This window comes from Ruegeria sp. L12 (assembly GCF_056531745.1).
This window is the reverse complement of sequence record NZ_JBQFMH010000013.1, coordinates 54,764-79,854: the sequence shown is the minus strand read 5'-3', so window position 1 is coordinate 79,854 and position 25,091 is coordinate 54,764. Positions and strand designations below refer to the sequence as shown.

Sequence of the window (25,091 nt, the reverse complement as noted above, 5' to 3'; positions counted from 1 at the left end):
CCAAAGGATACTGAACAGGCATCTCCCAACCCGCAAAATCAACCAACTTCCCCCCCAACTCAACATGCAAAGAATGAAGTGGCGTGCGTTTCGGTGCGTCGGTCATAGCGGATACCTTTTCGTATCTAATGGTCAAAGCGCATGTCCGTCAGTCTGACCCAAGCTGCGTATTTTGCAACGATTCAGCCTTTGAATTTGGCGGCACACCTTGATCGCGGCAGGTCTGTATACGGGTGCATGCATCAATAATGTTCCTATAGGAAACTTTTTTCCGTTAGGCAACACTCGTTGTTCTGACCCCTGAAGATCAGTGTCTGGATTCAGAGAAGTACCGATAGCCTGTTCTCTTTACCGTCAGCCAATACGCTGGAAAACTTGTATTTTCCCCACGACTTATTTCCCTGAGCTTCCCAGAGCCCGAACGGCCTGATCCAGCACATGCAGGCCGGCGATCAGGTCATCCTCGGCTGTATCCTCGGAGAAATCATGGCTGATTCCATTGATCGAAGGCACAAACAGCATCGCAACCGGCATCAGGCGAGAGACGTTGGTGGCATCATGCAACGCGCCCGAAGGCATTTTACGCCACTTGCCCGGCGCGATCCGCTCGGCGCCCTGCTCCAGAGCCTGACGCAATCTTTTATCCATGCTAACAGGTTCCAGCCCCAACATCGGGCCGTAGTCCAGCGCCATAGCCTGCTGTTCCGCCACTTCTTGTGCGGTGGACCGGATGATTTCCTCCATCCGCACCAACCGATCCGCATCGCCATCGCGCCACTGCATCGAAAATCGCGCTCGTCCGGGCACGATTGACGAGGCATTGGGATGCAGATCGACTCGCCCGATGGTCCAGACAGTCTGCGGCGTGACCACATTGCGGAACCGGTCGTTAAGCCGCGCGTTGAACAAGGACAACGCCTGAAACGCATCGCGGCGCAAGTGCATGGGTGTGGTGCCTGCGTGGTTCTGCTGGCCCTCAAACGTCATGACCATGTCGCGGATGCCGACGATGTCGGTGACCACTCCGATCTGTTCGCCCGCCGCATCCAGCGCGGGACCCTGTTCGATATGCATCTCGATGAAGCCGCTGAACAGGGAGGGGTCGACAAAGACCTGCGCCAGATCCGCCATCACGGACCGGGCATCGCCAAAGCTGACGCCGGTTCCGTCGGTCAGGACGTCCGCCTTGTCCAACGGCAATCCGCCCGACCAGACCGCCGAACCGGTGGTGACGCCAAACCGCCCCTCCTCATCCTGAAAGCTGACGACCGAGATGGGGTGCTCGCTGGCTCGCGCGATTTCCAGCGCGGCGATTACACCCAGGGCACCATCCAGCCAACCGCCCTCGGGCTGGCTGTCGGAATGCGACCCCATCAGCAGCGAAGGACCGTCGGCCAGGCCAAACAGATTACCCACGGGATCGAAATGCGGCGTCAGCCCGGCCTCGACCATCCGTCCGGCCAGCCATTGCCGCGCCGCGATATCGGCTTGCGAATACGCAGGCCGCACGACACCCTTGCCGACGCCTGCGGCTCCGAATTCGCGCAGCTTGTGCAGGTCGGACAGAAATCGTGTTTGATCGACAGTCATGAGGTCCTCCGCCGTGATGGTCAGGGCGACCATAGCCGCAAACCGCCGCCGTGGCAGGAATTTTTCAGAACGCGCGGAAACCCCTCTGGCCCCGGCCCCGAACCTGCCCTAAGACTTGGCGCGAAGAGGACGGACATGTCGCATATCACGCTGGTACGTCACGGGCAGGCCAACACGGCGGCGCGGGACGAAAAGAACTATGACAAGCTCAGCGAGCTGGGCCATCAGCAGGCGCGCTGGCTGGGCGCGCATTTGCAGGACACCCGCGCGCATCATCCGCGCGTCTATTGCGGCACGCTGGTCCGGCACGCGGAAACCGCCGCCAGTATGGGCCTGCCCGCACCGGTGCGCGACGCACGGCTGAACGAGATCGAGTATTTCACCCTCGCCCAACTGTTTCAGGATCAACACGGCGTAGCCATCCCTACGGATCGCGAGGGCTTTGTCGACCATCTGCCGCGGACCTTCACTGCCTGGGCCAATGGCGACCTGAAAAACACGCCCGAGACTTTTGAAGAGTTCGAAACCCGCGTCCGCGATGCGTTGCGCGACATCGGCACCGAGGGTGGCCCGGCCATCGTGGTGACCTCGGGCGGGTTGATCTCGATGGTGGTGCGGCAGGCGATGGGGCTGGACATTCCGTCGATGGCGCGGGTGGCCCTTGCCATCATGAACACGTCGATGCACCGTCTGCGCCCGGTTGGCGCGCAACTGAGCCCGGTTCTGTTCAACGCCGTTCCGCATCTGGAAGCGCCCGAACGGCAGTTCGCGCAAACGCATCTGTAAGGAGGTCCGCATGCAACTCTATTACGCCCCCCGCACCATCTCGGTCGCTGTTGCCATCGCGCTGGAAGAGGCCGGGCTGGAGTACGAGGCGATCCGGCTGGACTTTGCCGCAGGAGAGCAGACCAAGCCTGCCTACAAGCAGATCAACCCCAAGGGCCGGGTTCCGGCATTGGCGGTCGAAGGCGGCATCCTGACCGAAACCGGCGCATTGCTGGAATATATCGCGGCCAAGGCCCCGCAGGCCGGGCTGGTGCCCGATGATCCGGTGATGGCCGCCCGCATGCGCGAAGTGATGTTCTATCTGGCCTCGACCATGCATGTGAACCACGCCCACGGACGGCGCGGTCCCCGCTGGGCAGACAAGAAGTCCAGCTGGAAAGATATGAAAGAGAAAATGCCGCAAACCATGACCGCCTCGTGCAGGTATGTCGAGACGGCAGGCCTGCGCGGACCATTCGTATTGGGCGACCGGATCAGCCTTGCCGATTGCTATCTTTTTGTGGTTTGCAGCTGGCTTGAGGGCGACGGCGTCGATGTCTCGGTCTTTCCCAAGATCATCGCCTTCCGCGAAGCGATGGAGGCACGGCCTTCGGTTCAGGCGGTGCGCGCCGCCGGAATGCTCTGACAAAAGGACAACGCATGACACATCTCTGGGTCCGGGCCGAACAACGCCCCAACGAGGAACGGGTGGGGTTGACCCCTGAAGGCGCCGCCGCACTGATCGCCGCCGGTATCCGCGTGACGGTCGAGGAAAGCCATGTCCGCGCCATCCCACTGGACGGCTACAAGGCCGCAGGTTGTGAAATCGCGGCCGAAAACTCCTGGCCCGACGCCCCGCTGGACGCGATCATCTTTGGCCTCAAGGAACTGCCCGAAGACGGCACGCCTCTGCCCCATCGCCACATCATGTTCGGTCATGCCTACAAGGGTCAGCACTCGGGCCGGGCGCTGTTGCAGCGGTTCAAGGCCGGGGGCGGCACGCTGTACGATCTGGAATATCTGGTGGACGAGGATGGCCGCCGGGTTGCCGCTTTTGGCTATTGGGCGGGCTATGCCGGGGCGGCGGTCACGTTGAAAACGTGGGCCGCGCAACAGCGGCGGCAGGAATGCCCGCCCGTCGGAGTTTATGCGGGCAAGGACGCCCTGATTGCCGAGCTGCTGGCAGAGCTGGACGCCACAGGTGCCACTCGCCCCAGCGCCATCGTCATCGGCGCTTTGGGCCGGGTCGGTACCGGGGCGGCTGACCTGTGCGAGGCGATGGGTGTCAGCGTCACCAAATGGGACATGGCCGAGACGGCCAGCGGTGGGCCGTTCCCCGAAATCCTTGACCACGATCTGTTCCTGAACTGCATCTTCGCCCGCCCCGGCACCCCGGTCTTTGTGCCGCGCACGGCGCTGACCGCCCCGCGCAAGCTGACCGCCATCGGCGACGTCGCCTGCGATCCGGACAGCGATTACAACCCGGTCCCCGTTTATGACCGCGCCACCACATGGGACGCCCCCGCCCTGCGTGTGGCCAGCGACCCGGTGATGGACGTGATGGCCATCGACAACCTGCCGTCGATGCTACCGGTCGAAAGCTCGCAGGATTATGCGGCACAACTGCTTCCCACATTGCTGACCCTGACCGACATCGAAGCCGGTGTCTGGGGCCGGGCAGCGGCAACCTTTAACACTCATATCGAAGGAATCTGAGCGATGACGATTCACTGGTGTGGCACCGGCCTGTCGGCCATCCCCGGCCTGCGCCGCCTGATCGAGGGCGGGCACAAGGTCACCGTCTGGAACCGGACCGTTGAAAAGGCCAAGGCCGAGGTCGGCGACCTGACCGACGACATCCGCGCCTTCGACATCGACGCGCTGGGCGCGGTGCTGGGCAAAGGCGACGTGATCGTCTCGATGCTGCCCGGTGACTGGCACGTGCCGCTGGCGGAACTGGCGATTTCGAAAGAAGCCAACTTTGTCTCCTCCTCCTACATCGCGCCCGAGATGCGCGCGCTGGACGACAAAGCGCGCGAGGCGGGCGTCGCGCTGGTCAACGAAGTCGGGCTGGACCCGGGCATCGACCACCTGATGGCCCATGCGCTGGTCGCTGACTACCGCGCTTCGGACGCGTTCGATGCACAAAACCACCTGAGCTTCATCTCGTATTGCGGTGGCATTCCAAAACACCCGAACCCGTTCCGCTACAAGTTCAGCTGGTCGCCCTTGGGTGTGCTGAAAGCGCTGCGTTCCCCGTCGAAATCGATCCGCGATTACGCCCCGCTGGACGTCGCCCGCCCATGGGACGCGATCAGCAGCTATATCGCTCCGCTGCCTGCGCCGGAGAGCTTCGAGGTCTATCCCAACCGGGATTCCTTGCCGTTCATGCAGGAATACCAGTTCGAAGATCACTGGACTGTCAAGGAATTCGTTCGCGGCACGCTGCGCCTGAACGGCTGGGCCGATGCCTGGTCAGATGTGTTCACCGAGATCGAAACCCTGTCCGGCCCGGAGGGCGATGCGCGCCTGAAAGAGATGTCCGATCAGTTCTGGGCAGAAAACGCCTATGACGAGGGCGAACCTGACCGCGTCGTGCTGTGTGTTGGCCTGAAGGCGGAAAAGGACGGCGTGCCGGTCTGGCACAAAACCTATGTCATGGACGCCTGGGGTGACGAACGCGGCACCGCCATGGCACGGCTGGTGTCGATCCCGGTCTCATTGGCGATCGAAGCGGTGCTGAACCGCGCCATTCCTGCGGGCGTTCATGCAGCCCCCAGCGATCCAAAACTGGTTCAGGATTGGATGGCCGAAATCGACCGGTTGGCGCAGCATCTGCAAATTGTGGATCACACCGCCTGACCACTATGCGCCGCGCCATCCATTTCGGCGCGGCGCCTGCCGCATTCCATTCTTTTTCTGTTTGAAAACTCTTTGCTGGGCCAAAGCCTACATCAGATCGTTCTCGACATCCTCAGCCGAAATACCCAGCGCATCCAGCCCGTTTTCAAGATGATCCGACAAGTGCGGCGTGCCGATCAGATAATCCGCACAAGGGGTCGAGGCCTCGGACTTTGCGGTTGCAATAGCCTCGGCCAGATCTTCGGCAAAGAAACTCTCGCGCCCGATCCACATGACGGCAACCAGTTCCGCCTGCTCATCCTCGCCCATACGGTCGATAAACGCACGCAGTTCGCCTTCGGCCCGGTCCAGTTCACGCCCCATCATGGCGACCTGAGCTATTTTTCTTGCCGAGATTTCCAGCATGTCCCAACTCCTCGTGTTCGCGGTTTCAGACTACCACAACCACTCTCGGGTGGCCGAGTCTTTGATCTTGAACAAACCGGCGCGGCTTAAGGCTCGCGAATGCGGGAAATGGGATGGTCCGGCACCGGCGCGGTTCGGAACGGTCGGAACGTCGCTTTCTTCAGTTTCAGCTTCAACGCTTGCCAGACAATCAAGGCAAAGGTGCGTCGCGCCCCAAAGGGCCGCCGCAGCAGTGACCATACGATGGCCGCGTTGGTCAAAGGCGCGCGCGGCCCGGTCAGTGTCGCGATCAAGCCACCGGCCTCTCGGCCATAGTCAATCCAGACGCCAACCCGGTCCGGACGATAGTCAAATCGGAATGTATAGGATCCTTCGATCTTCTGGAACGGCGAGACATGCATCAGCTTGTCCGCCACGATACGATCCGTCGCCTGAATGGGCGCGAAATTGGCGTTGTGACAAAGATAGCTGTGGCGGGTGCCAAAGGTGTTCGTCACTTCGGCCACGACCGCATAAAGCTGTTGCTCGGTATCGAAACAGAACCAGAAGCTGGCAGGGTTGAATACGTGCCCCAACACGCGGGGCTGCGTCAGCAAGGTAATGTCTGCAGGTTGCGCAACACCCATCTGATCAAACTGATCGCGCAGCCACGCCGCGCCGAGACCGTTGCCCGGCTCACCCCCATGATCGCGGCTGCGCCAGTTGGTAACATTGATGCGGTTCAACGAGAACAGCAGCGGGGTCGCAACGGGTTTTTCGGGATCAAGCAGAATGTAGTCCACGGAATAGCGGAACGTGTTTTCAATCGCGCCCTTTCGCCCGTGATAGGTATGCCCTGCAATATGGTCGATCCGGTCCATCCTGCTCATCCATCTGACCTTTGCGCTGCTTGGACAGCACCCAAATCCAAGGTCATTTCATATGGATAATACGAAACCGGCATCAGGGTGGATTAAAATATTCGTGCGAAGTGATCCGGCTTGGGGCTGACTGCGTAATGTGGTTATGTTTACCGAGATCGATACCGCGAGCTTGGATGAACCGGTGGGCGATAGCCCTGCCATTAAACCCTTGCGCGCGAAGAAACGCATCAGGGGCCGACCGGTGAACCGAGTGAACGGCAGTTGTGAGACCAGAACCGAATGGGTGAGTCACGTCACCCGCATCCGCGATGCGCAGGATCAGGCGGCCTTTGCCGAGCTGTTTCAACACTTCGCGCCCCGGGTCAAAGCGTTCCTGATGAAATCAGGGGCCGACGCCGCGATGGCAGAGGAATGCGCGCAAGAGGTTATGGCGACCTTGTGGCATAAGGCGCACCTGTTCGATCCCACCCGCGCGACCGTGGCCACATGGGTGTTCACGATCGCCCGGAACAAGCGCATCGACGTGTTGCGCAAACAACGCCGCCCCGAGCCCGAAGACCTCGGCTGGGGCCCCGAGGCAGAGCCGGAACAGGAGGAGGTTCTGGCGCTGCAACAGGAAACCGCGCAGCTGCGTGACGCCATGGCGGCGTTGCCTGAGGCGCAGAGACAGCTGATCGAGAAGGCCTACTTCGGTGATCTGAGCCATCGAGAAATCGCATCTCAGACCGGGTTGCCTTTGGGCACGATCAAATCACGGATACGGCTGGCGCTGGACCGCTTGCGCCACGCGATGAACTGAGATGAAGACGATGGAACACAAGATCAAACATCACCTGACCGACGATCTGCTTATGGCCTATGCCGCGGGTACGTTGCCCGAAGCATTCGATCTTATGGTCGCCACGCATCTGTCGCTCTGCGACCATTGCCGCGCGCGGGCCGAAAGCTTTGACGCCGTCGGCGGTTGCGTTCTGGACGATCAGCCTGCCCCGGCTCAAATGGGAAGTGACGCGCTGGCCGCGACGATGGCCCTGATTGCACAGGGTGCCCCGACACCGAAGCCGCCACAGCTGAAATGCCCGGTTCTGCCGACCCCGCTTCAGGATTATGTCGGCGGCGATGTCAACGCGATCAAATGGAAACCCATTGGCATGGGCGTCAAGCAGGCCATCCTGCCCACGACGCGCGAGGCGACCGCCCGGTTGCTGTTCATTCCCGCCGGTGTGGCGGTGCCGGATCACAGCCACCACGGGACCGAGCTGACCATGGTGCTGCAGGGCGCCTTCTCGGATGAGGTTGACCGTTTTGCCCGCGGCGATGTCGAGATTGCGGATGAAGACCTGCATCACACTCCGACAGCGGATATGTCAGAAGATTGTATCTGTCTGGCGGTCACGGATGCGCCGTTGAAGTTCAGCAAGCTGATCCCGCGCCTGTTCCAGCCCTTCCTGAGAATCTGACCCGGCCTAGCCTTCGGACTGGCCTAGCGGCACCACGTTGCTGTGATCATCGGGGGCCAGTTCCTCAAAGTCGAAATTATCCAGCCGCTGCGCCCGACGCCCGGCTTTCTCGGCGCTGATCTTGATGTCCGAGATATCCTTGGCCGCCTGCCCGAAATGACGGTCAAGGTTCGAGACACGGTCGCCCAGACGTTCGACATCCTTGTGAAGCATTCCCAGTTCCTTGCGGATCGCCCCCGCCTGTTCCCGCATCCGCGCGTCTTTCAGGATCGCGCGCATCGTGTTCAGCGTCGCCATGCAGGTGGTGGGTGAGACGATCCAGACACGTTTGGAAAAACTCTCCTGCACCAGTTCGGGGAACTTGGCGTGCAACTCGGCATAGACCGCCTCGGACGGCAGGAACATCAGCGCGCCATCGGCGGTTTCACCATCGAGAATGTACTTCTCGGCAATGTCATTGATATGCTTGCGCACCGTGCTGCGGAACATCTGAACGGCGGCCTTGAACTCGGCATCATTGGTCGAGCCGATCAGCGCCTCATAGGCCTCTAACGGAAACTTGCTGTCGATCACAATCGGCCCCGGAGGGTTCGGCAGATTGATCAGACAATCCGCCCGCCGCCCGTTCGACAGGGTCGCCTGCAGCCGGAAACTGTCCGATGGCAACGCCTTCGAGACGATATCATTCAGTTGGATCTCACCAAAGGCGCCGCGCGTTTGCTTGTTCGACAGGATGTCCTGCAACGACAGTACATCGCCGGACAGTTTGGTGATATTGTCCTGCGCCTTGTCGATGGCGGCCAGACGCTCCTGCAACTGGGTCAGAGAGGTTGCGGTCTGCTTTGACGACCCATGCAGCGATTCCTTCATCCGCTCTTGCATCTCGGCCAGCGCGCGCGCTGATTTCATCGCGTTGTCGGCCAGCCGGTCATTCATCTGCTGCTGAACCGAAGACAGGCGGGATTCGACCGTCTGGATCACCTGAACCTGCGCATTGGCCTGCGTGTCCGAGACATGTTGCAAACCACCGCGCAACTGTTCCTGCCCTTGTCCCAATTGCTGCACATGCTGGCCCAGATGCGCCATCTGCCGCGCCAGCGGTTCCGCCATCCGGGCGGATCGGTTGGCCGCGCGCAGCGACAGGAATAACAGCAACAGGATCAGCGCCACCACCCCGCTTACAGTCAGGATCAAGGGGTCGTTCAGCGCGTATTGGGTACCTGCAATCTCGATCATGTCGCCTCGGATGTTCTTGTTTTATTCTTTCTAGCCCAGGCGGGCCGCAGAATCAACTGCGCCCGAACAGGCGTTCGATATCGCTCAGCTTCAGTTCCACGTAAGTCGGCCGCCCGTGGTTGCACTGGCCGGAATGGGGCGTTGCCTCCATCTCGCGCAGCAGGGCGTTCATTTCCTCGGCTCGCATGCGGCGGCCCGAGCGGACCGAGCCATGGCAGGCCACCCGACTCAGAATCGCCTCGATCCGCGCCTGCACCGTTTGGCTTTCGCCCTGATCGGCCAGTTCGTCGAGGATATCCAGAATCATCGCGCGGGCGTCGACCTCGCCCAGAATGGCGGGGGTTTCGCGCACGGCGATGGCACCTCCACCAAAGGGTTCGATGGTCAGGCCAAAGCGGGTCAGTTCATCCGCAACCGCCAACAGCCGCGTACAATCAGCATCGGACAGTTCGACAATCTCGGGGATCAGCAGGGCCTGGGCGGCAACGCCGTTCTCGGCCATCTGGGTTTTCAGCTTTTCGTAAACCAGCCGCTCATGCGCTGCGTGTTGATCGACGATCACCATGCCATCGGCAGTCTGGGCGATGATGTAATTCTCATGCACCTGCCCACGCGCGGCACCCAAGGGCAGGTCCTGTGGTGCGGGGTCTTCGTCAGCGATCGGAGCGACCGGAGCAGGCTCGACAACGCTGCCGCTATAATCCCGCGACAGCTCGGCAAAGCCCGGCGCCTGTGCCCGGTAGGCGGCCTGACGCGCCGCAGGCGAGGGCCTGCCCATCTGATAGACCCGCGCAGGGGCCGGTTGCGACGGTTCAGGCCGCATCGCACCCAATGTTGCATTGGCAACGGTGGTCGCCGCCCGATGCCCGGCTTCGGCCAGCGCGTGCCGCAGGGCCGAGACGATCAGGCCGCGCGCCACACCCGGGTCACGAAAGCGAACCTCGGACTTGGCCGGATGGACGTTCACATCGACCAGCGTCGGGTCACAATCGATGAACAGCGCCGCCGCCGGATGGCGGTCACGGCTGAGGAAATCAAAATAGGCTGCGCGCAGGGCACCTGTCAGCATCTTGTCGCGCACCGGGCGGCCATTGACGAACAGATATTGCGCCACCGCCGCGCCACGCGAAAAAGTCGGCAGGGCGGCATAGCCATAAAGACGAATGCCCTCACGCGCGGCGTCGATCCGCAGGGCGTTTTCGGCAAACTCGCGCCCGATCACGCGGGCCAGACGGGCGTGCAGCGCGTCGAACAGATCCCCGTTTTCGCGGTCGGCGCGGAACGTCACGCGCCCCTCACCCCCGCCTGAGACATCGCGCAGGGTAAAGGTAATCGCCGGTTCAGCCATGGCCAGACGTTTGACCGTATCAGTGATCGCCTGCGCCTCGGCCCGGTCGGTGCGCATGAATTTCAGCCGCGCAGGCGTAGCGTAGAACAGATCGCGCAGCTCAACCACCGTGCCCGCACGCAAGGCGGCGGGCTTCACCGCCTCCATCCTGCCCCCCGCCACATGCACCTGCGCCGCATCGCCCCCCGGAACGCGGCTGGTGATGGTCAAGCGACCCACCGCACCCAGTGACGGCAGCGCCTCGCCCCGGAAGCCGAAAGTGTGGATGTTCAGCAAGTCCGAACCGTCGATCTTTGATGTCGCATGGCGGGACAACGCCAAGGGCAAATCCTGCGCCGCGATCCCGCAGCCATCATCCGTGACGCGAATCAGCGTCTTGCCCCCATCCGCGATATCGATCGCGATGCGGCTGGCCCCGGCATCAATTGCGTTCTCGACCAGTTCCTTCACCGCCGAGGCCGGACGTTCCACCACTTCACCTGCTGCGATCCGGTTGATAGCGGCATCGTCAAGCTGCCGGATCACCGGTCGGGTTTCGCTGATATTGGGGTTCGTTTGCGCCATACCGCTAGACCTAGCATATATACGCGCGATTCTGCCACCGGTTTGACGAAAATTCAGAGGGCTGAAAATAAGGTGTCCGACCAGTTTGACCGCGCCGACAAGGGGGTAGCGACATTGGTCAAAGCTGGCCGGACAAACCGAAGTGAGTGGTGGTCATCCAATTAACACTTGAAGGACAAGTATCATCTGATTCGGAATAAATCTCGTTAATACTGCGCAATTGTTTCCATTTGGCAATTATGCGCCGATCTCGCAGGGGATTCTCAGGCGCGAACATGCCAAGTCAAGCAGTGCTCGGCGCGCCAGCGCGGGTTCGGCATGGTCCAAACACTGCCGTCAGCGCCAGAATCAAACCCGAAACCGTTGCGATCATGCCTGCCGCACTGACCGCATCCGCAGCCCCCAGCCAAAGCGGCCCGTACCCGGCCAGCACATAGCCTGCGATGGCTGAAAGGGCGGCAAACCCCACGCTCCACGCGATCTGAGTCTCCAGCCGGTTGGTCATCATGCGCGCCGCAGAGGGCGGACAGATGAACATTGCGATCACGATGATCGACCCAACCGCGTCAAAGGCGGCCACAGCTGCAATCGCAGCGGTGATGACCAGAGCCAATCCCAACGCACCCGTCCGGATACCGATGGTGCGGGCAAAACCTTCGTCAAAGGTGGAAATCTTCAGCGGGCGCCAGAACAGCCAGGTGAACAGGATCACCCCAACCAGCGCCAACGCGATACGCGGAAGCTCATGCGGCAGACCTGCCAGCGCCACCGGATCCAGCAGCGACGACCAGCCGGTGGCATCCAGCCAGATCAGGCTTTCCAGATTGCCGTACAGCGCATGTTCCACGTCCAGATGGACGGTTGAGGTATCGGTCTGTTCCAGCAACAGAACACCGCCCGCGAACATGGTGGTAAAGACGACCCCCATCGCGGCACCGGGTTCAATCTGGCCCAACCGACGGACGGCCTCGATCATCACGACGGCAACGATAGCGGCGCCGGCGGCGCCCAGCATCATCGGCCAGGTCGAAATGGCCCCTGTCAGCAGGAAGGCCACCACGATGCCGGGCAGCACCACATGGCTGATCGCATCCCCGATCAGCGCCTGTTTGCGCAGCACCAGAAAGTTCCCGGGCAGCGCGCAGGCAATTGCTGCAAAGGTCCCGATCAACAGGGGTGTCAGCGACAGAGGAACAAATTCTTCACCACTCATGAGGGCACCCCTTGTGGGCCGCCGATGCGGCGGTCGATTTCAGCGATTTGGTCGCGGGTCAGAACCGTTTCGATGTCGCGCAACCCGTCATAGAGCGCGGCGGTCGCCTCATGCGCCTGATCGGCACGGACCAGTTCCCATCGTTTTTCGTCGCGCAGAGCCTTGGCGGCGCGCGCCTTGCCTTCCTCGGTCGCCACACCATCGGCGCGTACGATCCCGGCCCGGCGCAATAGGCGGAGCGTCAGGGGTTCATATATCTTCTGCCCTTGCGCCAGTGCCAGAAGGCCTTGCCGGATATGAACCCGGCGTTGAAATCGCAGGTGGCGCAGGATCGCCGCCAATACGCCGCGCACCGGCGCCAGCAGCAGGGACAAGGCGAAGAAACCAAAGCTGACAAGTACGATGATCGGACCCGTCGGCAGGTTCGGTGCCGACGCCGACAGAGCGGCGCCGAGATAGCCGGCCAGCCCTCCGGCGAGCCCCGCCAGCAACACCACGCGATCCGACCGGTCTGACCAGAACCGCGCCGTCACCGGCGGGATGATCAGCAGGGCTACGATCAGGATAAGACCGACAATTTTCAGGCCAACAACGGTCACGGCCATCACCAGCCCCATCATTGCAAGATCGATCCGGGAAACTGGCAATCCGCGCGCCGCGGCATATTCCGGGTCAAATGCCACCATCATCATCGGACGTCTGATGATCATCACCAGAACCAGCGTCGCAGCGCCTCCGATCGCGATGATCAGAGCATCCGCCCAGAGCATTCCGGCGGTCGAGCCCAGCAGGAACCCTTCAAGCCCGGCCTGTCGACCCACACTCATGGTCTGAATGACGGTCAGCAGAACAATACCGAAACCAAAGAACACCGAAAGAACGGCACCGATGGCCGCATCCTCGGCCAGCCGAGTATGGCGCGTCAGCCAATTCATGCACAAAAGGCCAACCCAGGCCGACAGGGCAGAGCCCGCCAACAGGCCGATCAGGTTTCGCCCGTCACCGCCCAAGGCGACAAGCACCATGAACGCCAGGCAAACACCGGGCAACGTCGCGTGGCTGATCGCATCGCTGACCAGTGCGCGTTTACGCAGGAATAGGAAAGTACCGGTTACACCTGCCGAAATACCCAGCAGGCTCGCACCAATAGCGACCAGCGTGGCGTTATAGCCAAGCTGAAGGGTCAGAGCATCCCAAAGCATGTTTTACCCCAGCGCGCGCGAGATCTGGTCGATTTGCGCAGTGGCCAGACGGCCTCCGTAAGCGGATTGCAGGGTCTCGGCGGTGAAGGATTCGGCGACCGGGCCTTCGGCGACCTTGCGGGTGTTGATCAGGAACACATGGTCGAAATAGTCGGCGACCGTGGCCAGATCGTGATGCACGACGACGACCGTCTTGCCGGCCTCTTTCAGCGATTTCAGCACCGCGATGATGGCCTTTTCCGTCGCCGCATCGACCCCGGCAAAGGGTTCGTCCAGCAGATACAAATCCGCATCCTGCGCCAGCGCTCGGGCCAGGAACACCCGCTGCTGCTGACCGCCCGACAACTGACCAATCTGGCGGTCGGCAAAATCGCGCATCCCCACCCGGTTCAGACAATCCATCGCCGCCGACTTGTGGCGCATACGCACACGGCCCAGCAAGCCCAGTTGCCGCGACAGTCCCATCAGGACCACATCGATCACTCGGGTGGGAAAGTCCCAATCGACGCTTGCGCGCTGCGGCACATAGGCGATCCGCGCCCGTTGCGACTCCAGCGGTTCCCCGAAAACGGTCACCCTGCCTGACAGCGGCGTCACGATCCCAAGGGCCGCTTTCAGAAGGGTGGATTTCCCGGCCCCGTTCGGACCGATGATGGCGGTCATGGCACCACATTGTACGGTCATGTCCACCGAGAACACGGCAGGTTTCTGACCGTATGAGACCGTCAGGCCGCGAACGGCCAGCGGGCTGGTTTCAACGCCCTGCTCTTCGATTGCGACGCCCTGAACTGCTGCAAGTTCCAACATGGTTTAAAATCCCGCCGACAATTTACCGTTCAGCCCACGCGCGGGCACATCCGCGCCCAATGCGCCGGCAATCACAGTGATGTTGTGATCCAGCATCCCGATATAGGTGCCCTCGTATGTGCCAGGCTCGCCCATGGCATCAGAAAACAGCTCGCCCCCGACAGAGACATCATGCCCCCTGGCAGCCGCCCCTTCGATCAATGCGCGCATCGAGCGATCCGAGACCGAGCTTTCGACGAAGACAGCGGTCAACTGGCGATCGACCAATGTATCGACCATCTCACCAATCCGGTTCAAACCTGCCTCGGACTGGGTCGAGATGCCCTGAATGCCCAGCACTTCATAGCCATATTCGACGCCGAAATAGCCAAAGGCATCATGCGCGGTCACCAGCACGCGGTTGTTTTCCGGAACGGCAGCCAGCATCTGCTTGCCATACGAGTCCAACTGGTCGATCTCGGCCAGAAACGCCTGCGTGTTGGCGGCAAACAGGTCGGCGGCTTCGGGGCGCGCCTCGGTCAGTGCCTTCTGCACCTCGACCACCACGTCGCGCCACAAGACCGGGTTCATCCACAGATGCGGGTCGTATTTGTCGGCATAGTCATCGTGAGCACGCAGCTTGGCCTTGTCGACACCATCCGCCACGGCGATCACAGTGCGCTTACGCTCCAGCCCGTGAAAAAACTCTTCCATCTGGGCCTCAAGGTACAGCCCGTGCCACAGCACGACATCAGCGCGGGTCATAGCCACGATATCGGTACGGGTCTGGCGATAGGCATGCGGGTCGACACCCGGGCCCATCAGGCCCTTCACCTCGACCTGATCACCGCCGACCTGACGCGCGGCGTCCGCTATCATGCCGGTGGTGGCGACCACTTTCAGCGGCGCCTCTGCCCATGCGGCAAACGGCACCGAGGCGGCAACAGCCAGTGCAGCAAGAAAACTGCGGCGAATCATGTTCAGACCTCACATTAGGCTTCCTGTTGCGATTGAATATGAGAACCATTCGCAACTTAGTCAATGCTATTGAGAATTATTCTCAACAAAACTTGGTTTATTTTTCCATTTGGTCAAAAAATTGACGATCCTTTGCCCCTCATGCCTTCCATTCGGCTGCGTGCCGTGCGATTTTGGCGCAAACTTCCCAAAGGACGTGAAGATGGATACGCAGAGCTCAGAAAGCCCCGTGCGCACCGCGCATCTGCCGCAAGTGACCGAGCCCCGGAATCCGGGGATGGATCTGGATCTGGATTGGGTACGCGCGGTGCAAGCCAACACTTCGGCCATCGAACGCCGCGCCGCGACCCTGCCCGGGCGGCGGTCGGTGAAGAAGGAGTATCAGGCGGCATGGCTGCTAAAGGCGATCACCATGATCGACCTGACCACCCTGTCGGGCGACGATACGGTGGGCCGCGTGCGCCGTCTGTGCGCCAAGGCGCGCCAGCCGGTGTCGCCCGCAACCCTGCAGGCACTGGATATGCCCGCGATCACCACCGGGGCGGTCTGCGTCTATCACGACATGATCGAAACCGCTGTTGAGGCGTTGACCGGCACCGGTATTCCGGTTGCCGCGGTCTCCACTGGTTTCCCTGCCGGGCTGTCTCCGTTCCACTTGCGTGTGGCCGAGATCGAGGAAAGCGTGAAGGCCGGGGCCGAGGAGATCGACATCGTTATCTCGCGCCGCCACGTGCTGTCAGGCGACTGGCAGGCGTTGTATGACGAGATGAAGGCCTTTCGCGTCGCCTGCGGTGATGCGCATGTGAAGGCCATTCTGGCGACTGGAGAGCTGGGCAGCCTGCGCAACGTCGCCCGCGCCTCGCTGGTGTGCATGATGGCGGGGGCGGATTTCATCAAGACCTCGACAGGGAAAGAAAGCGTCAACGCCACTCTGCCCGTCTCATTGGTGATGATCCGCGCGATCCGCGATTATTACGACCGCACCGGCTATCGCGTTGGGTACAAGCCTGCAGGCGGGATTTCCAAGGCCAAGGACGCTCTGGTTTACCTGTCGCTGATCAAGGACGAGTTGGGCGATCGCTGGCTGGAACCGGACCTGTTCCGCTTTGGCGCGTCGTCGCTGCTGGGTGATATCGAGCGGCAGTTGGAACACTATGTCACCGGGTCTTACTCGGCTGGCTACCGTCACTCTATGGGGTGAGGCACGCCTGGAAATCGCTCCGGTGGAGCGATTTCAGTGCCGAACGGGCGAAGCCCCGGGAAAAGGACAAGAACAATGACAGTCAAAGAGATTTTCGAAACCATGGATTACGGCCCCGCCCCCGAAAGCGCTGCCGAGGCTTTGGCCTGGCTGGTCGATCGGGGTGACAAGTTTGGCCACTATATCGACGGCGCCTTCACCAAGCCCGGCAAAGGGTTCGACAGCCGCAATCCCGCGACCGGAGAGGTTCTGGCCAAGCTGACACAGGCGAAACAAGCCGATGTGGACGCCGCCGTTGCCGCCGCCCGGAAGGCGCAGCCGAATTGGGCGGGTCTGGGCGGCGCGGGCCGGGCGCGGTACCTTTATGCCATTGCGCGGCTGCTGCAGAAGCACTCGCGCTTGTTTGCGGTGCTGGAGAGCCTCGACAACGGCAAGCCGATCCGGGAATCGCGGGACATCGACATCCCGCTGACGCAGCGGCATTTCTATTATCACGCCGGCATGGCGCAGTTGATGGAATGCGAGTTGCCGGATGCAGAGGCTTTGGGTGTGTGCGGGCAGATCATCCCGTGGAACTTCCCGCTACTGATGCTGGCGTGGAAGATCGCGCCCGCGCTGGCGATGGGAAATACGGTGGTTCTGAAACCGGCCGAATATACCTCGCTGACCGCGCTGCTGTTCGCTGACATCTGCTCGCAGGCTGGATTGCCCAAGGGTGTGGTCAACATCGTTACCGGCGATGGCGCGGTGGGCGAGATGATCGTGGCCGCGGACGTGGACAAGATCGCGTTCACCGGCTCGACCGTAGTGGGGCGGCGTATTCGAGAGGCGACGGCGGGTTCCGGCAAGGAACTGACCTTGGAGCTGGGCGGCAAGTCCGCCTATGTCGTCTTTGACGACGCCGATATCGATTCCGCCATCGAGGGCCTGGTTGACGCGATCTGGTTCAATCAGGGTCAGGTCTGCTGCGCCGGGTCGCGCCTGCTGGTGCAGGAAGGCATCGCCGACCGCTTCCACGACAAGCTGCGCGCCCGGATGGACAATCTGCGTATCGGTGATCCGCTGGACAAATGCATCGACGTGGGTGCGGTGGTAGACCCTGTTCAATTGCAGACCATCAAGGGGATGGTCGAGAGCAACACGGTTGGCCACGTGCATCAGGCCGCCTGCGAACTGCCTGCGAATGGCTGTTTTTACCCGCCGACGCTGATCTCGGGTCTCGAGACATCCGATCCGTTGATGCAGGAAGAGATTTTTGGCCCCGTACTGGTCTCTTCGACATTCCGCACACCAGAGGAGGCGGTCGAGCTGGCCAACAACACCCGTTATGGGCTGGCCGCGACGGTCTGGACCGAGAACGTGAACCTGGCGTTGGATATCGCGCCTAAGCTGGTCGCGGGCGTGGTCTGGGTGAATGCCACCAACCTGTTCGACGCAGCCGCCGGGTTCGGCGGCGTGCGGGAAAGCGGATTTGGCCGCGAAGGCGGCTGGGAAGGGCTGGCGGCCTATACCAAGCCCAAGGGCAAACCCAAGCCTCTGGCGAAGGTCGAGGCGGCCATGGGCGAAGGTGCCCCGGTCGACCCCGTCGACCGCACCGCCAAGATGTATGTCGGCGGCAAGCAGGCGCGGCCCGATAGTGGCTACTCGAAACCTGTTTGGGGCAAATCCGGTCTGTTGGGTCATGTGGGTCTGGCGAATCGCAAGGACGTGCGCAACGCGGTCGAGGCTGCGGCGGGGGCCAAAGGCTGGTCCAACACCACCGGCCATCTGCGGGCGCAGATTCTGTATTACATCGGCGAAAACCTCTCGGCCCGTGCAGGTGAATTCACCGCCCGCATCGACGCCATGACCGGTAAGAAGGACGGCGCAAAAGAGGTCGAAGCTTCGATCCAGCGCCTGTTCACCGCCGCCGCCTGGGCCGACAAGTATGACGGTCAGGTGCATGGCGTTCCGATCCGGGGCGTCGCCATTGCCATGAAGGAACCGGTCGGCGTTATCGGCGCGCTGTGCGCTGACGAAGCACCGCTGCTAGGACTGGTCTCGGCCATGGCCCCGGCGATTGCGATGGGCAATCGGGTGGTTCTGGCGGCTTCCGAGCCCTACCCACTGGCCGCGACCGATTTCTACCAGATCCTCGAAACCTCGGACGTGCCCGCAGGTGTGGTCAATATCCTGACCGGCAGCCATGTTGAACTGGCGAAACCACTGGCCTCGCATCTGAACGTGGATGCGGTCTGGTCGTTCTCGTCTACCGATCTGTCGAAAGAGATCGAAGCCGTCTCCGCCGGGAACCTCAAACGCACCTGGGTCAATAACGCGACGGCATTTGACTGGAGCATGGACCATTCCCGCCGCTTCCTGCAGGCTTCGACCGAAGTGAAGAACATCTGGGTGCCCTACGGCGAGTAGGGCTCCCGACTAAGGGAGGCCCACATGGATTTTTCAGGCAAGACCGTCATCGTCATCGGCGGCACCAGCGGTATCAACCGGGGCATCGCCGAAACGTTTGCGGCGGCTGGCGCGAAGCTGGCCGTTGCCAGCCGCTCGCAGGAGAAAGTGGATGACACCGTCGCGGTGCTTAAGGCAGCCGGGGCGCAAGATGCCATCGGCGCGGCATTCGATGTGCGCGACCCCGAGGCCGTGGCGGCGAGCCTGAAACAGTTCCACGACGCGTTTGGCGAGTTTGACGTATTGGTCTCGGGCGCGGCGGGGAACTTCCCTGCGCTGGCATCCGAGATGTCGGTCAACGCCTTCAAAACCGTGATCGACATCGACCTGATGGGCACGATCCATGTGATGAAGGGGGCCTATCCCTATCTCAAACGCCCCGGTGCCAGCATCATCAACATCTCGGCCCCGCAATCCTATCTGCCCTACGAGGGCCAGGCCCATGTCTGCGCCGCCAAGGCGGGGGTCGATCAGATCACCCGAACGCTGTCGATGGAATGGGGTGTCGAGGGTATCCGCGTGAACTCGGTCGTGCCGGGATTCATCGAAGGCACCGAAGGCGCCAAACGTCTGGCCCCCACCCCGGATGCAGGCGAGGCGCTGCGCCGCGATGTGCCCTTGGGCCGCTGGGGTCAGCCGCAAGATGTGGCCAACGCCTGCCTGTTCCTGAGTTCCGACATGGCCAGTTATATCAGCGGTACGGTTCTGGCCGTCGATGGCGCGTTGTATCAGCGCGGCTCGGGCAAGTTCGGTCAGATGATGGGGCAGATGTTGCGCAGCATGAAAAAGGGGTAAGCCCAGCTCACCCCACTGCCTTTAGTTCGTGGTCTCAAGACCCACCGGTTGGCCCACCACGGTGAAATGCAGCCCGTCCGGGTCCAAAAGCTCCGACGCCACGCGGTTCACATCTTCCAACGTCACCGCGTTCACCTTGTCATTACGGGTGGCGATATAGTCGATCGGCAGGTCTTCCATCTGCATCCCGACCATGATCCCCGCGATCTGGCCATTGCCGTCGAAACGCAGCGGATAAGCTCCGGTCAGATAGGTCTTGGCGTCGTCCAGTTCTTTCTGCGTCACACCCTGGGTTGCAGCGCGGGCCCATTCGTCGCGGATCACCTCGACCGCCTCGGCAATGCGGTCATTGGCCGAAGACACCGACCCCAGATAGACTGAGGCCAGATCCTTGGGCACAAGGAAGGTCGAGACGCCATAGGTCAGGCCACGCTTCTCGCGCACTTCCTGCATCAGACGGCTTTCGAACCCACCACCGCCCAGAATGTGGTTCAGGACAAACGCCGCAAAGAAATCCGGGTCATCGCGGTCGATCCCCGCATGGCCGAACAGGGCCACTGATTGCGGGGTGTCAAACTCGACCACGCTGATGCCGCCGGGAATGGTCACTTCGGCCCGGTCGGGAATGGGTTTGCCGGTGGCGGGCAGATCCTCCAGCAAAGTATCCAGCAATACGCCCAGTTCTTCGGCCGTAATGTCGCCCACCGCGCCGACGTACAGCCGGTCCTTGGCAAAGATATTGTCATAGGCCGTCACTATATCCTCGCGCGTCAGTGCCGAGACGCTTTCGATCGTTCCCTTGCCATCCGATCCATAAGGGTGGTCGCCATAAGCCATCTGCGCAAAGCTGCGCCCGGCAATGTCGTTCGGATCGGTCTGATCCGATCTCAGCCCCGAGATCACCTGAGCGCGCACCCGGTCAATCGCATCCTGATCGAACCGCGGCTCGTGAATGGTGGTGCGCAGCAGGTCGATCACCTCATCCCGGTTTTCGGTCAGAAACCGAGCCGAGATCGAAACGGTGTCATCCGTGGCGCGATAGCTGAACGAGGCCGCCAGAGACTCGATCTCGCGCGCGTAGGTGCGGGCGTCCATGTCGCCTGCGCCTTCTTCGATCAGGCCGCTCATCAGATTGACCGCACCGCGCTTGTCGGGATCATCCAGCGAGGTCCCGCCACGGAACCGCAATTCGAGCGCGGTGAAGGGGATCGCGTGATCCTCGACCAGCCAGGCCTTGATACCGGCGGGGGAAGTGACTTCTTTGATATCAATCTCAGCCCAGGCAGGCAGGGCGATGAAGAAAGCGATCAGGGTCGCGAAGATTCGTTTCATTGGGTCACCTCATCGTCACGCATCAGCCAGCCGGTGACCGAGGTCTCAGGCTGCAGAACCTCGCGCGCTGCCGCAATGATCTCATCCCCGGTCACGGCCTGCAGGATATCGGGCCAGGCCTGCACGTCCTCGACTGTCAGGCCACTGGTCAGCGCCCGGCCATAGCGGTTGCCGATGGCGTCCACATTGTCACGCGCATAGATCTGCGAGGCCCGCAGCTGCATCTTGATCCGGTCAAGATCGTCTTCATTGACGCCTTCGGCGATGAAATCGGCTACGGTCTGGTCCATCGCCTCTTCCGCCTCTTGCAGCGATACGCCTTCGGCGGGAACGACGAGCAGGTCGAACGTCGTGTCATCCAGCGATACGCCACGGTAGAACGCACCGGCATAGACCACCTTCTGCTGCTCGAACTGCAGTTTTTCATTCAGATACGAGGTCGTGCCACCACCCAGCAATTCCGCCAGCAAAAACAGGGCGGCCGCCTTTTCCTGCGCACCCGCATCGCGTTCCGTCGCCAGATAGCTGCGTTGCACATAGGGCTGCGCCACGCGTGCGTCCTTGAAGGTCAGGCGACGCTCGGCTGTCTGGGGTGGCTCCTGGGATCGTTCGCGTTCACCCAGATCGGGATTGGCCGGGATCACGCCGTAATACTGATCTGCCAGCGATTTGACCTCGGCCGGGTCGACATCGCCTGTGACCACCAGAATGGCGTTATTGGGCGCATAATGGGTCTGGTAGAAGGACAGCGCGTCACCCATATCCAGCGTCTCCATCTCATGTTGCCAGCCGATGATCGGCACGCCATAGCGATGGTTCAGATACTGCGCCGCGCCCATCTGTTCACCGAACAGGGCGCGCGGGCTGTTTTCGGTGCGCTGGTTGCGTTCTTCCAGAATCACGTCGCGCTCGGTCGCGATATCGTTTTCGGTCAGGCGGATATTGCGCATCCGATCCGCCTCCATCCGCATCATCAGCTCCAGCCGGTCGGCGGCGACGCGCTGGAAATAGGCGGTGTAGTCATAAGACGTAAAGGCGTTGTCATTGCCGCCATTGGCCGCGACCGTGGCCGAGAATTCACCGGGGGCCAGCGTATCGGTGCCCTTGAACAGCAGATGTTCCAGAAAATGCGCCACCCCGGACGAGCCAACCGGCTCATCCGCCGACCCGGCCCGATACCAGACCATATGCTGCACGACGGGCGCGCGATGGTCCTCGACCACCACGACATCCATTCCGTTATCCAGCGTGAAAGTTGTGACCGCCTCGTGCCCCTCTTGCGCCCAAAGAGGGGTGGCTGCGATCAGGGCTGCCGACATTGCCAGGGCCCGAACCATGGGGCGTCCTCCGTTTCGTTTGCTGATGCTCAAACTACGGTGGCACCGCGCGGGTTCAAGGCCAATGACGGAAAGTTAAGAAGAATTCATTCCAGTGGCGGTGCCGATGGAGTCTCAAGCCCGCGCGTGCGCGCTGCCTCATTCACCTCATTCGCGTCGATGCCTTGATTTTCATAGACCTGTGCGTAGCGGTCGACCGGGAACAGGCGCAGGCGGGTCCAGCGGCCCCTGCGCTTGCGGAACGCGGCGTCTTCTTCGGCAACCACCTGCCGGGTGTTGGCCGGAACGCCATACCGACTGGACGCTGTCACAAGTGCGGCATCGCTCGAGGGCACCGTAGTGTTGGGGTTCAGGGCAGATTCACTGCCGCCCAGCGCAACCACTGCTTCCGCTTTGGGGTTGGGATCGGTCAGATTCGCCCCACCCGGTGTGGGAGCAGGCAGAAACGCGTAATCCTTGGGCTGGGTCAGCGGCTTGACCGGCAGAACCGAGAATTCATCCGGCCCCTGCCCCGGAGCCTTCAGTTGGCGCAAGCCAACATCGGAACAGCCCGCAACCGCGAGTGTCAGGACAAGAATGGCGCACGGCAGTCGCATAAGTGTCTCCAGCCAGTTTCAGGCGCTTTTATCGCATATCTCCGGGCAGGTCACGAGCGCTTTTTGCCGTCAAACAGCACCAGGCCCAATGCTCCCGCAAATATGAACACATCCGCCAGGTTGAACACATAGGGGTTGTTGATGCCGCAGCAGGACATGTTCAGAAAATCCAGAACATAGCCGTAAAGCACACGGTCTACGACATTTCCCAGCGCACCGCCGATCAGCAGCCCGCCACAGAGCAGCATGAATTTCGTTGGTGCAGTACGTCCCAGCCAGATCAGAACGCCGACGCAGATGACCAGAGATATTCCGATCAGCACCCAGCGCGCGGCATCGCTGTCGCCCTGAAACAGGCCGAAATTGATGCCGCGATTCTCGCCGTATCTGAACACCAGAAACGGCGGCAAAACGTCGATCTGACCTTCGGCCACGCGCAGGACGTGAACGACCAGATACTTGCTGATCTGGTCGATCAGGAAGGCGGCCAGACCGGCCCAGAGGAGGAGTGCGTTTCGCATCAGTGCCGGAAATGCCGCATACCGGTGAAGACCATCGCCAGACCGGCCTCATCCGCTGCCGCGATCACCTCGTCATCGCGCATCGAACCACCGGGCTGGATCACGCAGGTCGCGCCCGCCTGCGCCGCCTCCATCAACCCGTCGGGGAAGGGGAAGAATGCGTCCGACGCCACCGCCGAGCCGATGGTCAGCGGCTGGGACAACCCCAGGGTATCAGCCATGCGTTCGGCCTTTTTGGCGGCAATCAACGCCGAGTCGACGCGGCTCATCTGCCCGGCGCCAACACCCACGGTTGCGCCGTCTTTGACATAGACGATAGCGTTGGATTTCACGTGTTTGGCGACTTTCCAGGCGAACAGCAGGTCGCGCATCTGTTTTTCGGTTGGGGCCTTTTTGGTGACGACTTTCAGGTCATCCATGCCGACAAAGCCGTTATCCTTGTCCTGCACCAGCAACCCACCGGCCACCTGACGCACGGTCTTGCCTCCGGCGGTCACATCCGGCAGCGCATCGGTCGTCAGCAGGCGCAGGTTCTTCTTGGCGGCAAAGATCGCCTTGGCCTCATCCGATGCGCCGGGTGCGATCACCACTTCTGTAAAGATGCCGGTAATCTCCTGCGCAGTTTCCGCGTCCAGCGGCTGGTTCAGCGCGACGATGCCGCCGAAGGCCGAGGTGCGGTCGCAATCGAACGCAGCTTTATATGCGTCCAGCAACGTTGCGCCTTTGGCCACTCCGCAGGGGTTGGCGTGTTTGATGATGGCGCAGGCGGCGCCGTCGGCGGGGTCGAACTCGGCCACCAGCTCGAACGCGGCGTCGGTGTCGTTGATGTTGTTGTAGCTCAGCTCCTTGCCCTGATGCTGCACCGCCGTCGCCACGCCCGGACGGCCTGAGCCATCCACGTAGAACGCCGCCGACTGGTGGCTGTTCTCGCCATAGCGCAGGGTCTGTTTCAGCTCACCGGCAAAGGCGCGGCGTTTCGGGGCCTCAAGCTCCAGCGCGTCGGCCAGCCAGTTGGACACGGCGGTGTCATAGGCAGCGGTGCGGGCATAGGCCTTTTGCGCCAGCTTACGGCGGAATTTCGGGCAGGTCGCGCCGTTGTGCTGGTCCATATCGCCCAGCAGCTTCTCGTAATCCTCGACATCCACAACCACGTTGACGAAGGCATGGTTCTTGGCCGCCGCACGGATCATCGCCGGGCCGCCAATGTCAATATTCTCCACACATTCATCGTAATCCGCGCCTTTGGCCACGGTCGCCTCGAACGGGTAGAGGTTCACCACCAGCAGGTCGATGGCACCGATGCCGTGTTCGTCCATCGCGGCCACATGGGTGTCGTTGTCGCGCAGCGCCAGCAGGCCGCCATGCACCATTGGGTGCAGAGTTTTCACACGGCCGTCCATCATCTCGGGGAAGCCGGTCACTTCGCTGACATCCTTCACGTCCAGCCCCGCATCGCGCAGCGCGCGTGCCGTGCCGCCCGTCGACAGCAACTCAACCCCGCGCTCGGCCAGCGCCTTTCCCAATTCGATCAGCCCGGTCTTATCGGAAACGGAAAGCAACGCGCGGCGCACGGGGTGAAGATCGGTCAT

Annotated in this window: 23 protein-coding genes; 9 read left to right on the top strand and 14 right to left on the bottom strand. The window is 61.7% G+C overall.

Annotated elements, in window-relative coordinates:
• Positions 1-393: 393 nt before the first annotated feature.
• Positions 394-1,590: a Zn-dependent hydrolase gene (locus tag ACR0K9_RS17965; protein WP_480825283.1), complete on the bottom strand. Its 1,197-nt coding sequence runs from the start codon at positions 1,588-1,590 to the stop codon at positions 394-396.
• 135 nt (positions 1,591-1,725) lie between these two features.
• Between ACR0K9_RS17965 and ACR0K9_RS17960 the strand changes: the two genes are divergently transcribed.
• From ACR0K9_RS17960 to ACR0K9_RS17945, 4 genes are read left to right on the top strand one after another with little or no spacing between them, the layout of a single operon-like run.
• Positions 1,726-2,376 (top strand): histidine phosphatase family protein, encoded by a 651-nt coding sequence (locus ACR0K9_RS17960; protein WP_480825281.1) that lies wholly within the window; start codon positions 1,726-1,728, stop codon positions 2,374-2,376.
• A gap of 10 nt (positions 2,377-2,386) precedes the next feature.
• The gene (locus ACR0K9_RS17955; protein ID WP_480825279.1) at positions 2,387-3,001 is read left to right on the top strand and encodes a glutathione S-transferase family protein; all 615 of its coding nucleotides are present in this window, start codon (positions 2,387-2,389) and stop codon (positions 2,999-3,001) included.
• A gap of 14 nt (positions 3,002-3,015) precedes the next feature.
• Positions 3,016-4,071, top strand: coding sequence for a saccharopine dehydrogenase (locus tag ACR0K9_RS17950; protein ID WP_480825277.1), 1,056 nt, complete (start codon positions 3,016-3,018; stop codon positions 4,069-4,071).
• A 3-nt stretch (positions 4,072-4,074) separates the two neighbouring features.
• Positions 4,075-5,217 (top strand): saccharopine dehydrogenase family protein, encoded by a 1,143-nt coding sequence (locus ACR0K9_RS17945; protein ID WP_480825275.1) that lies wholly within the window; start codon positions 4,075-4,077, stop codon positions 5,215-5,217.
• An 87-nt stretch (positions 5,218-5,304) separates the two neighbouring features.
• Here ACR0K9_RS17945 and ACR0K9_RS17940 read toward each other — a convergent pair whose 3' ends face one another.
• Together ACR0K9_RS17940 and ACR0K9_RS17935 are read right to left on the bottom strand one after the other, a co-directional pair.
• A complete protein-coding gene (locus ACR0K9_RS17940; protein ID WP_170408475.1) occupies positions 5,305-5,622 on the bottom strand; it encodes a DUF3775 domain-containing protein in 318 nt (105 codons plus the stop codon).
• Between the two features lie 86 nt (positions 5,623-5,708).
• On the bottom strand, positions 5,709-6,482 hold the full coding sequence (locus tag ACR0K9_RS17935; RefSeq protein WP_480825286.1) for a DUF1365 domain-containing protein: 774 nt from the start codon (positions 6,480-6,482) through the stop codon (positions 5,709-5,711).
• Between the two features lie 145 nt (positions 6,483-6,627).
• On the opposite strand from ACR0K9_RS17935, the gene ACR0K9_RS17930 reads away from it, so the two are divergent.
• Both ACR0K9_RS17930 and ACR0K9_RS17925 read left to right on the top strand, forming a co-directional pair.
• Complete coding sequence (locus ACR0K9_RS17930; protein WP_480535866.1) at positions 6,628-7,284, top strand: sigma-70 family RNA polymerase sigma factor; 657 nt, start codon at positions 6,628-6,630, stop codon at positions 7,282-7,284.
• Between the two features lie 10 nt (positions 7,285-7,294).
• The gene (locus ACR0K9_RS17925) at positions 7,295-7,945 is read left to right on the top strand and encodes a ChrR family anti-sigma-E factor (protein WP_480825273.1); all 651 of its coding nucleotides are present in this window, start codon (positions 7,295-7,297) and stop codon (positions 7,943-7,945) included.
• Between the two features lie 6 nt (positions 7,946-7,951).
• Here the strand turns inward: ACR0K9_RS17925 and ACR0K9_RS17920 are convergent, their stop codons facing one another.
• From ACR0K9_RS17920 to ACR0K9_RS17895, 6 genes are all read right to left on the bottom strand, one after another.
• Complete coding sequence (locus tag ACR0K9_RS17920) at positions 7,952-9,181, bottom strand: DNA recombination protein RmuC (RefSeq protein ID WP_480825271.1); 1,230 nt, start codon at positions 9,179-9,181, stop codon at positions 7,952-7,954.
• A 52-nt stretch (positions 9,182-9,233) separates the two neighbouring features.
• A complete protein-coding gene (gene mutL / locus ACR0K9_RS17915; protein ID WP_480825269.1) occupies positions 9,234-11,093 on the bottom strand; it encodes a DNA mismatch repair endonuclease MutL in 1,860 nt (619 codons plus the stop codon).
• Between the two features lie 283 nt (positions 11,094-11,376).
• Positions 11,377-12,306: a metal ABC transporter permease gene (locus ACR0K9_RS17910; protein WP_480825267.1), complete on the bottom strand. Its 930-nt coding sequence runs from the start codon at positions 12,304-12,306 to the stop codon at positions 11,377-11,379.
• Positions 12,303-13,508: a metal ABC transporter permease gene (locus ACR0K9_RS17905; RefSeq protein WP_480825265.1), complete on the bottom strand. Its 1,206-nt coding sequence runs from the start codon at positions 13,506-13,508 to the stop codon at positions 12,303-12,305. The genes ACR0K9_RS17910 and ACR0K9_RS17905 overlap by 4 nt, the downstream gene beginning before the upstream one ends.
• 3 nt (positions 13,509-13,511) lie before the next feature.
• On the bottom strand, positions 13,512-14,315 hold the full coding sequence (locus ACR0K9_RS17900) for a metal ABC transporter ATP-binding protein (protein WP_480825263.1): 804 nt from the start codon (positions 14,313-14,315) through the stop codon (positions 13,512-13,514).
• 3 nt (positions 14,316-14,318) lie between these two features.
• Entirely contained in the window at positions 14,319-15,272 is a 954-nt protein-coding gene (locus ACR0K9_RS17895) for a metal ABC transporter solute-binding protein, Zn/Mn family (RefSeq protein ID WP_480825261.1), read from the bottom strand.
• A 202-nt stretch (positions 15,273-15,474) separates the two neighbouring features.
• On the opposite strand from ACR0K9_RS17895, the gene deoC reads away from it, so the two are divergent.
• From deoC to ACR0K9_RS17880, 3 genes are all read left to right on the top strand, one after another.
• Positions 15,475-16,473, top strand: coding sequence for a deoxyribose-phosphate aldolase (gene deoC, locus ACR0K9_RS17890; protein WP_480825259.1), 999 nt, complete (start codon positions 15,475-15,477; stop codon positions 16,471-16,473).
• 75 nt (positions 16,474-16,548) lie between these two features.
• Positions 16,549-18,882: an aldehyde dehydrogenase family protein gene (locus ACR0K9_RS17885; RefSeq protein ID WP_480825257.1), complete on the top strand. Its 2,334-nt coding sequence runs from the start codon at positions 16,549-16,551 to the stop codon at positions 18,880-18,882.
• A 24-nt stretch (positions 18,883-18,906) separates the two neighbouring features.
• Positions 18,907-19,716: an SDR family oxidoreductase gene (locus ACR0K9_RS17880; protein WP_480825255.1), complete on the top strand. Its 810-nt coding sequence runs from the start codon at positions 18,907-18,909 to the stop codon at positions 19,714-19,716.
• A 21-nt stretch (positions 19,717-19,737) separates the two neighbouring features.
• Here the strand turns inward: ACR0K9_RS17880 and ACR0K9_RS17875 are convergent, their stop codons facing one another.
• The 5 genes from ACR0K9_RS17875 to purH all read right to left on the bottom strand — a co-directional run bounded on the left by ACR0K9_RS17875 (position 19,738) and on the right by purH (position 25,091).
• A complete protein-coding gene (locus tag ACR0K9_RS17875) occupies positions 19,738-21,048 on the bottom strand; it encodes a M16 family metallopeptidase (protein ID WP_480825253.1) in 1,311 nt (436 codons plus the stop codon).
• Positions 21,045-22,385: a M16 family metallopeptidase gene (locus tag ACR0K9_RS17870; protein WP_480825251.1), complete on the bottom strand. Its 1,341-nt coding sequence runs from the start codon at positions 22,383-22,385 to the stop codon at positions 21,045-21,047. Before ACR0K9_RS17870 ends, ACR0K9_RS17875 begins: the two co-directional genes overlap by 4 nt.
• Before the next feature lie 86 nt (positions 22,386-22,471).
• Positions 22,472-22,981 (bottom strand): DUF3035 domain-containing protein, encoded by a 510-nt coding sequence (locus ACR0K9_RS17865; protein WP_480825249.1) that lies wholly within the window; start codon positions 22,979-22,981, stop codon positions 22,472-22,474.
• 50 nt (positions 22,982-23,031) lie between these two features.
• A complete protein-coding gene (lspA, locus tag ACR0K9_RS17860) occupies positions 23,032-23,502 on the bottom strand; it encodes a signal peptidase II (RefSeq protein ID WP_480535844.1) in 471 nt (156 codons plus the stop codon).
• Positions 23,502-25,091 carry a bifunctional phosphoribosylaminoimidazolecarboxamide formyltransferase/IMP cyclohydrolase gene (gene purH, locus ACR0K9_RS17855; RefSeq protein WP_480825247.1) on the bottom strand — a complete coding sequence of 530 codons (1,590 nt, stop codon included), beginning with the start codon at positions 25,089-25,091 and terminating at the stop codon, positions 23,502-23,504. The genes lspA and purH overlap by 1 nt, the downstream gene beginning before the upstream one ends.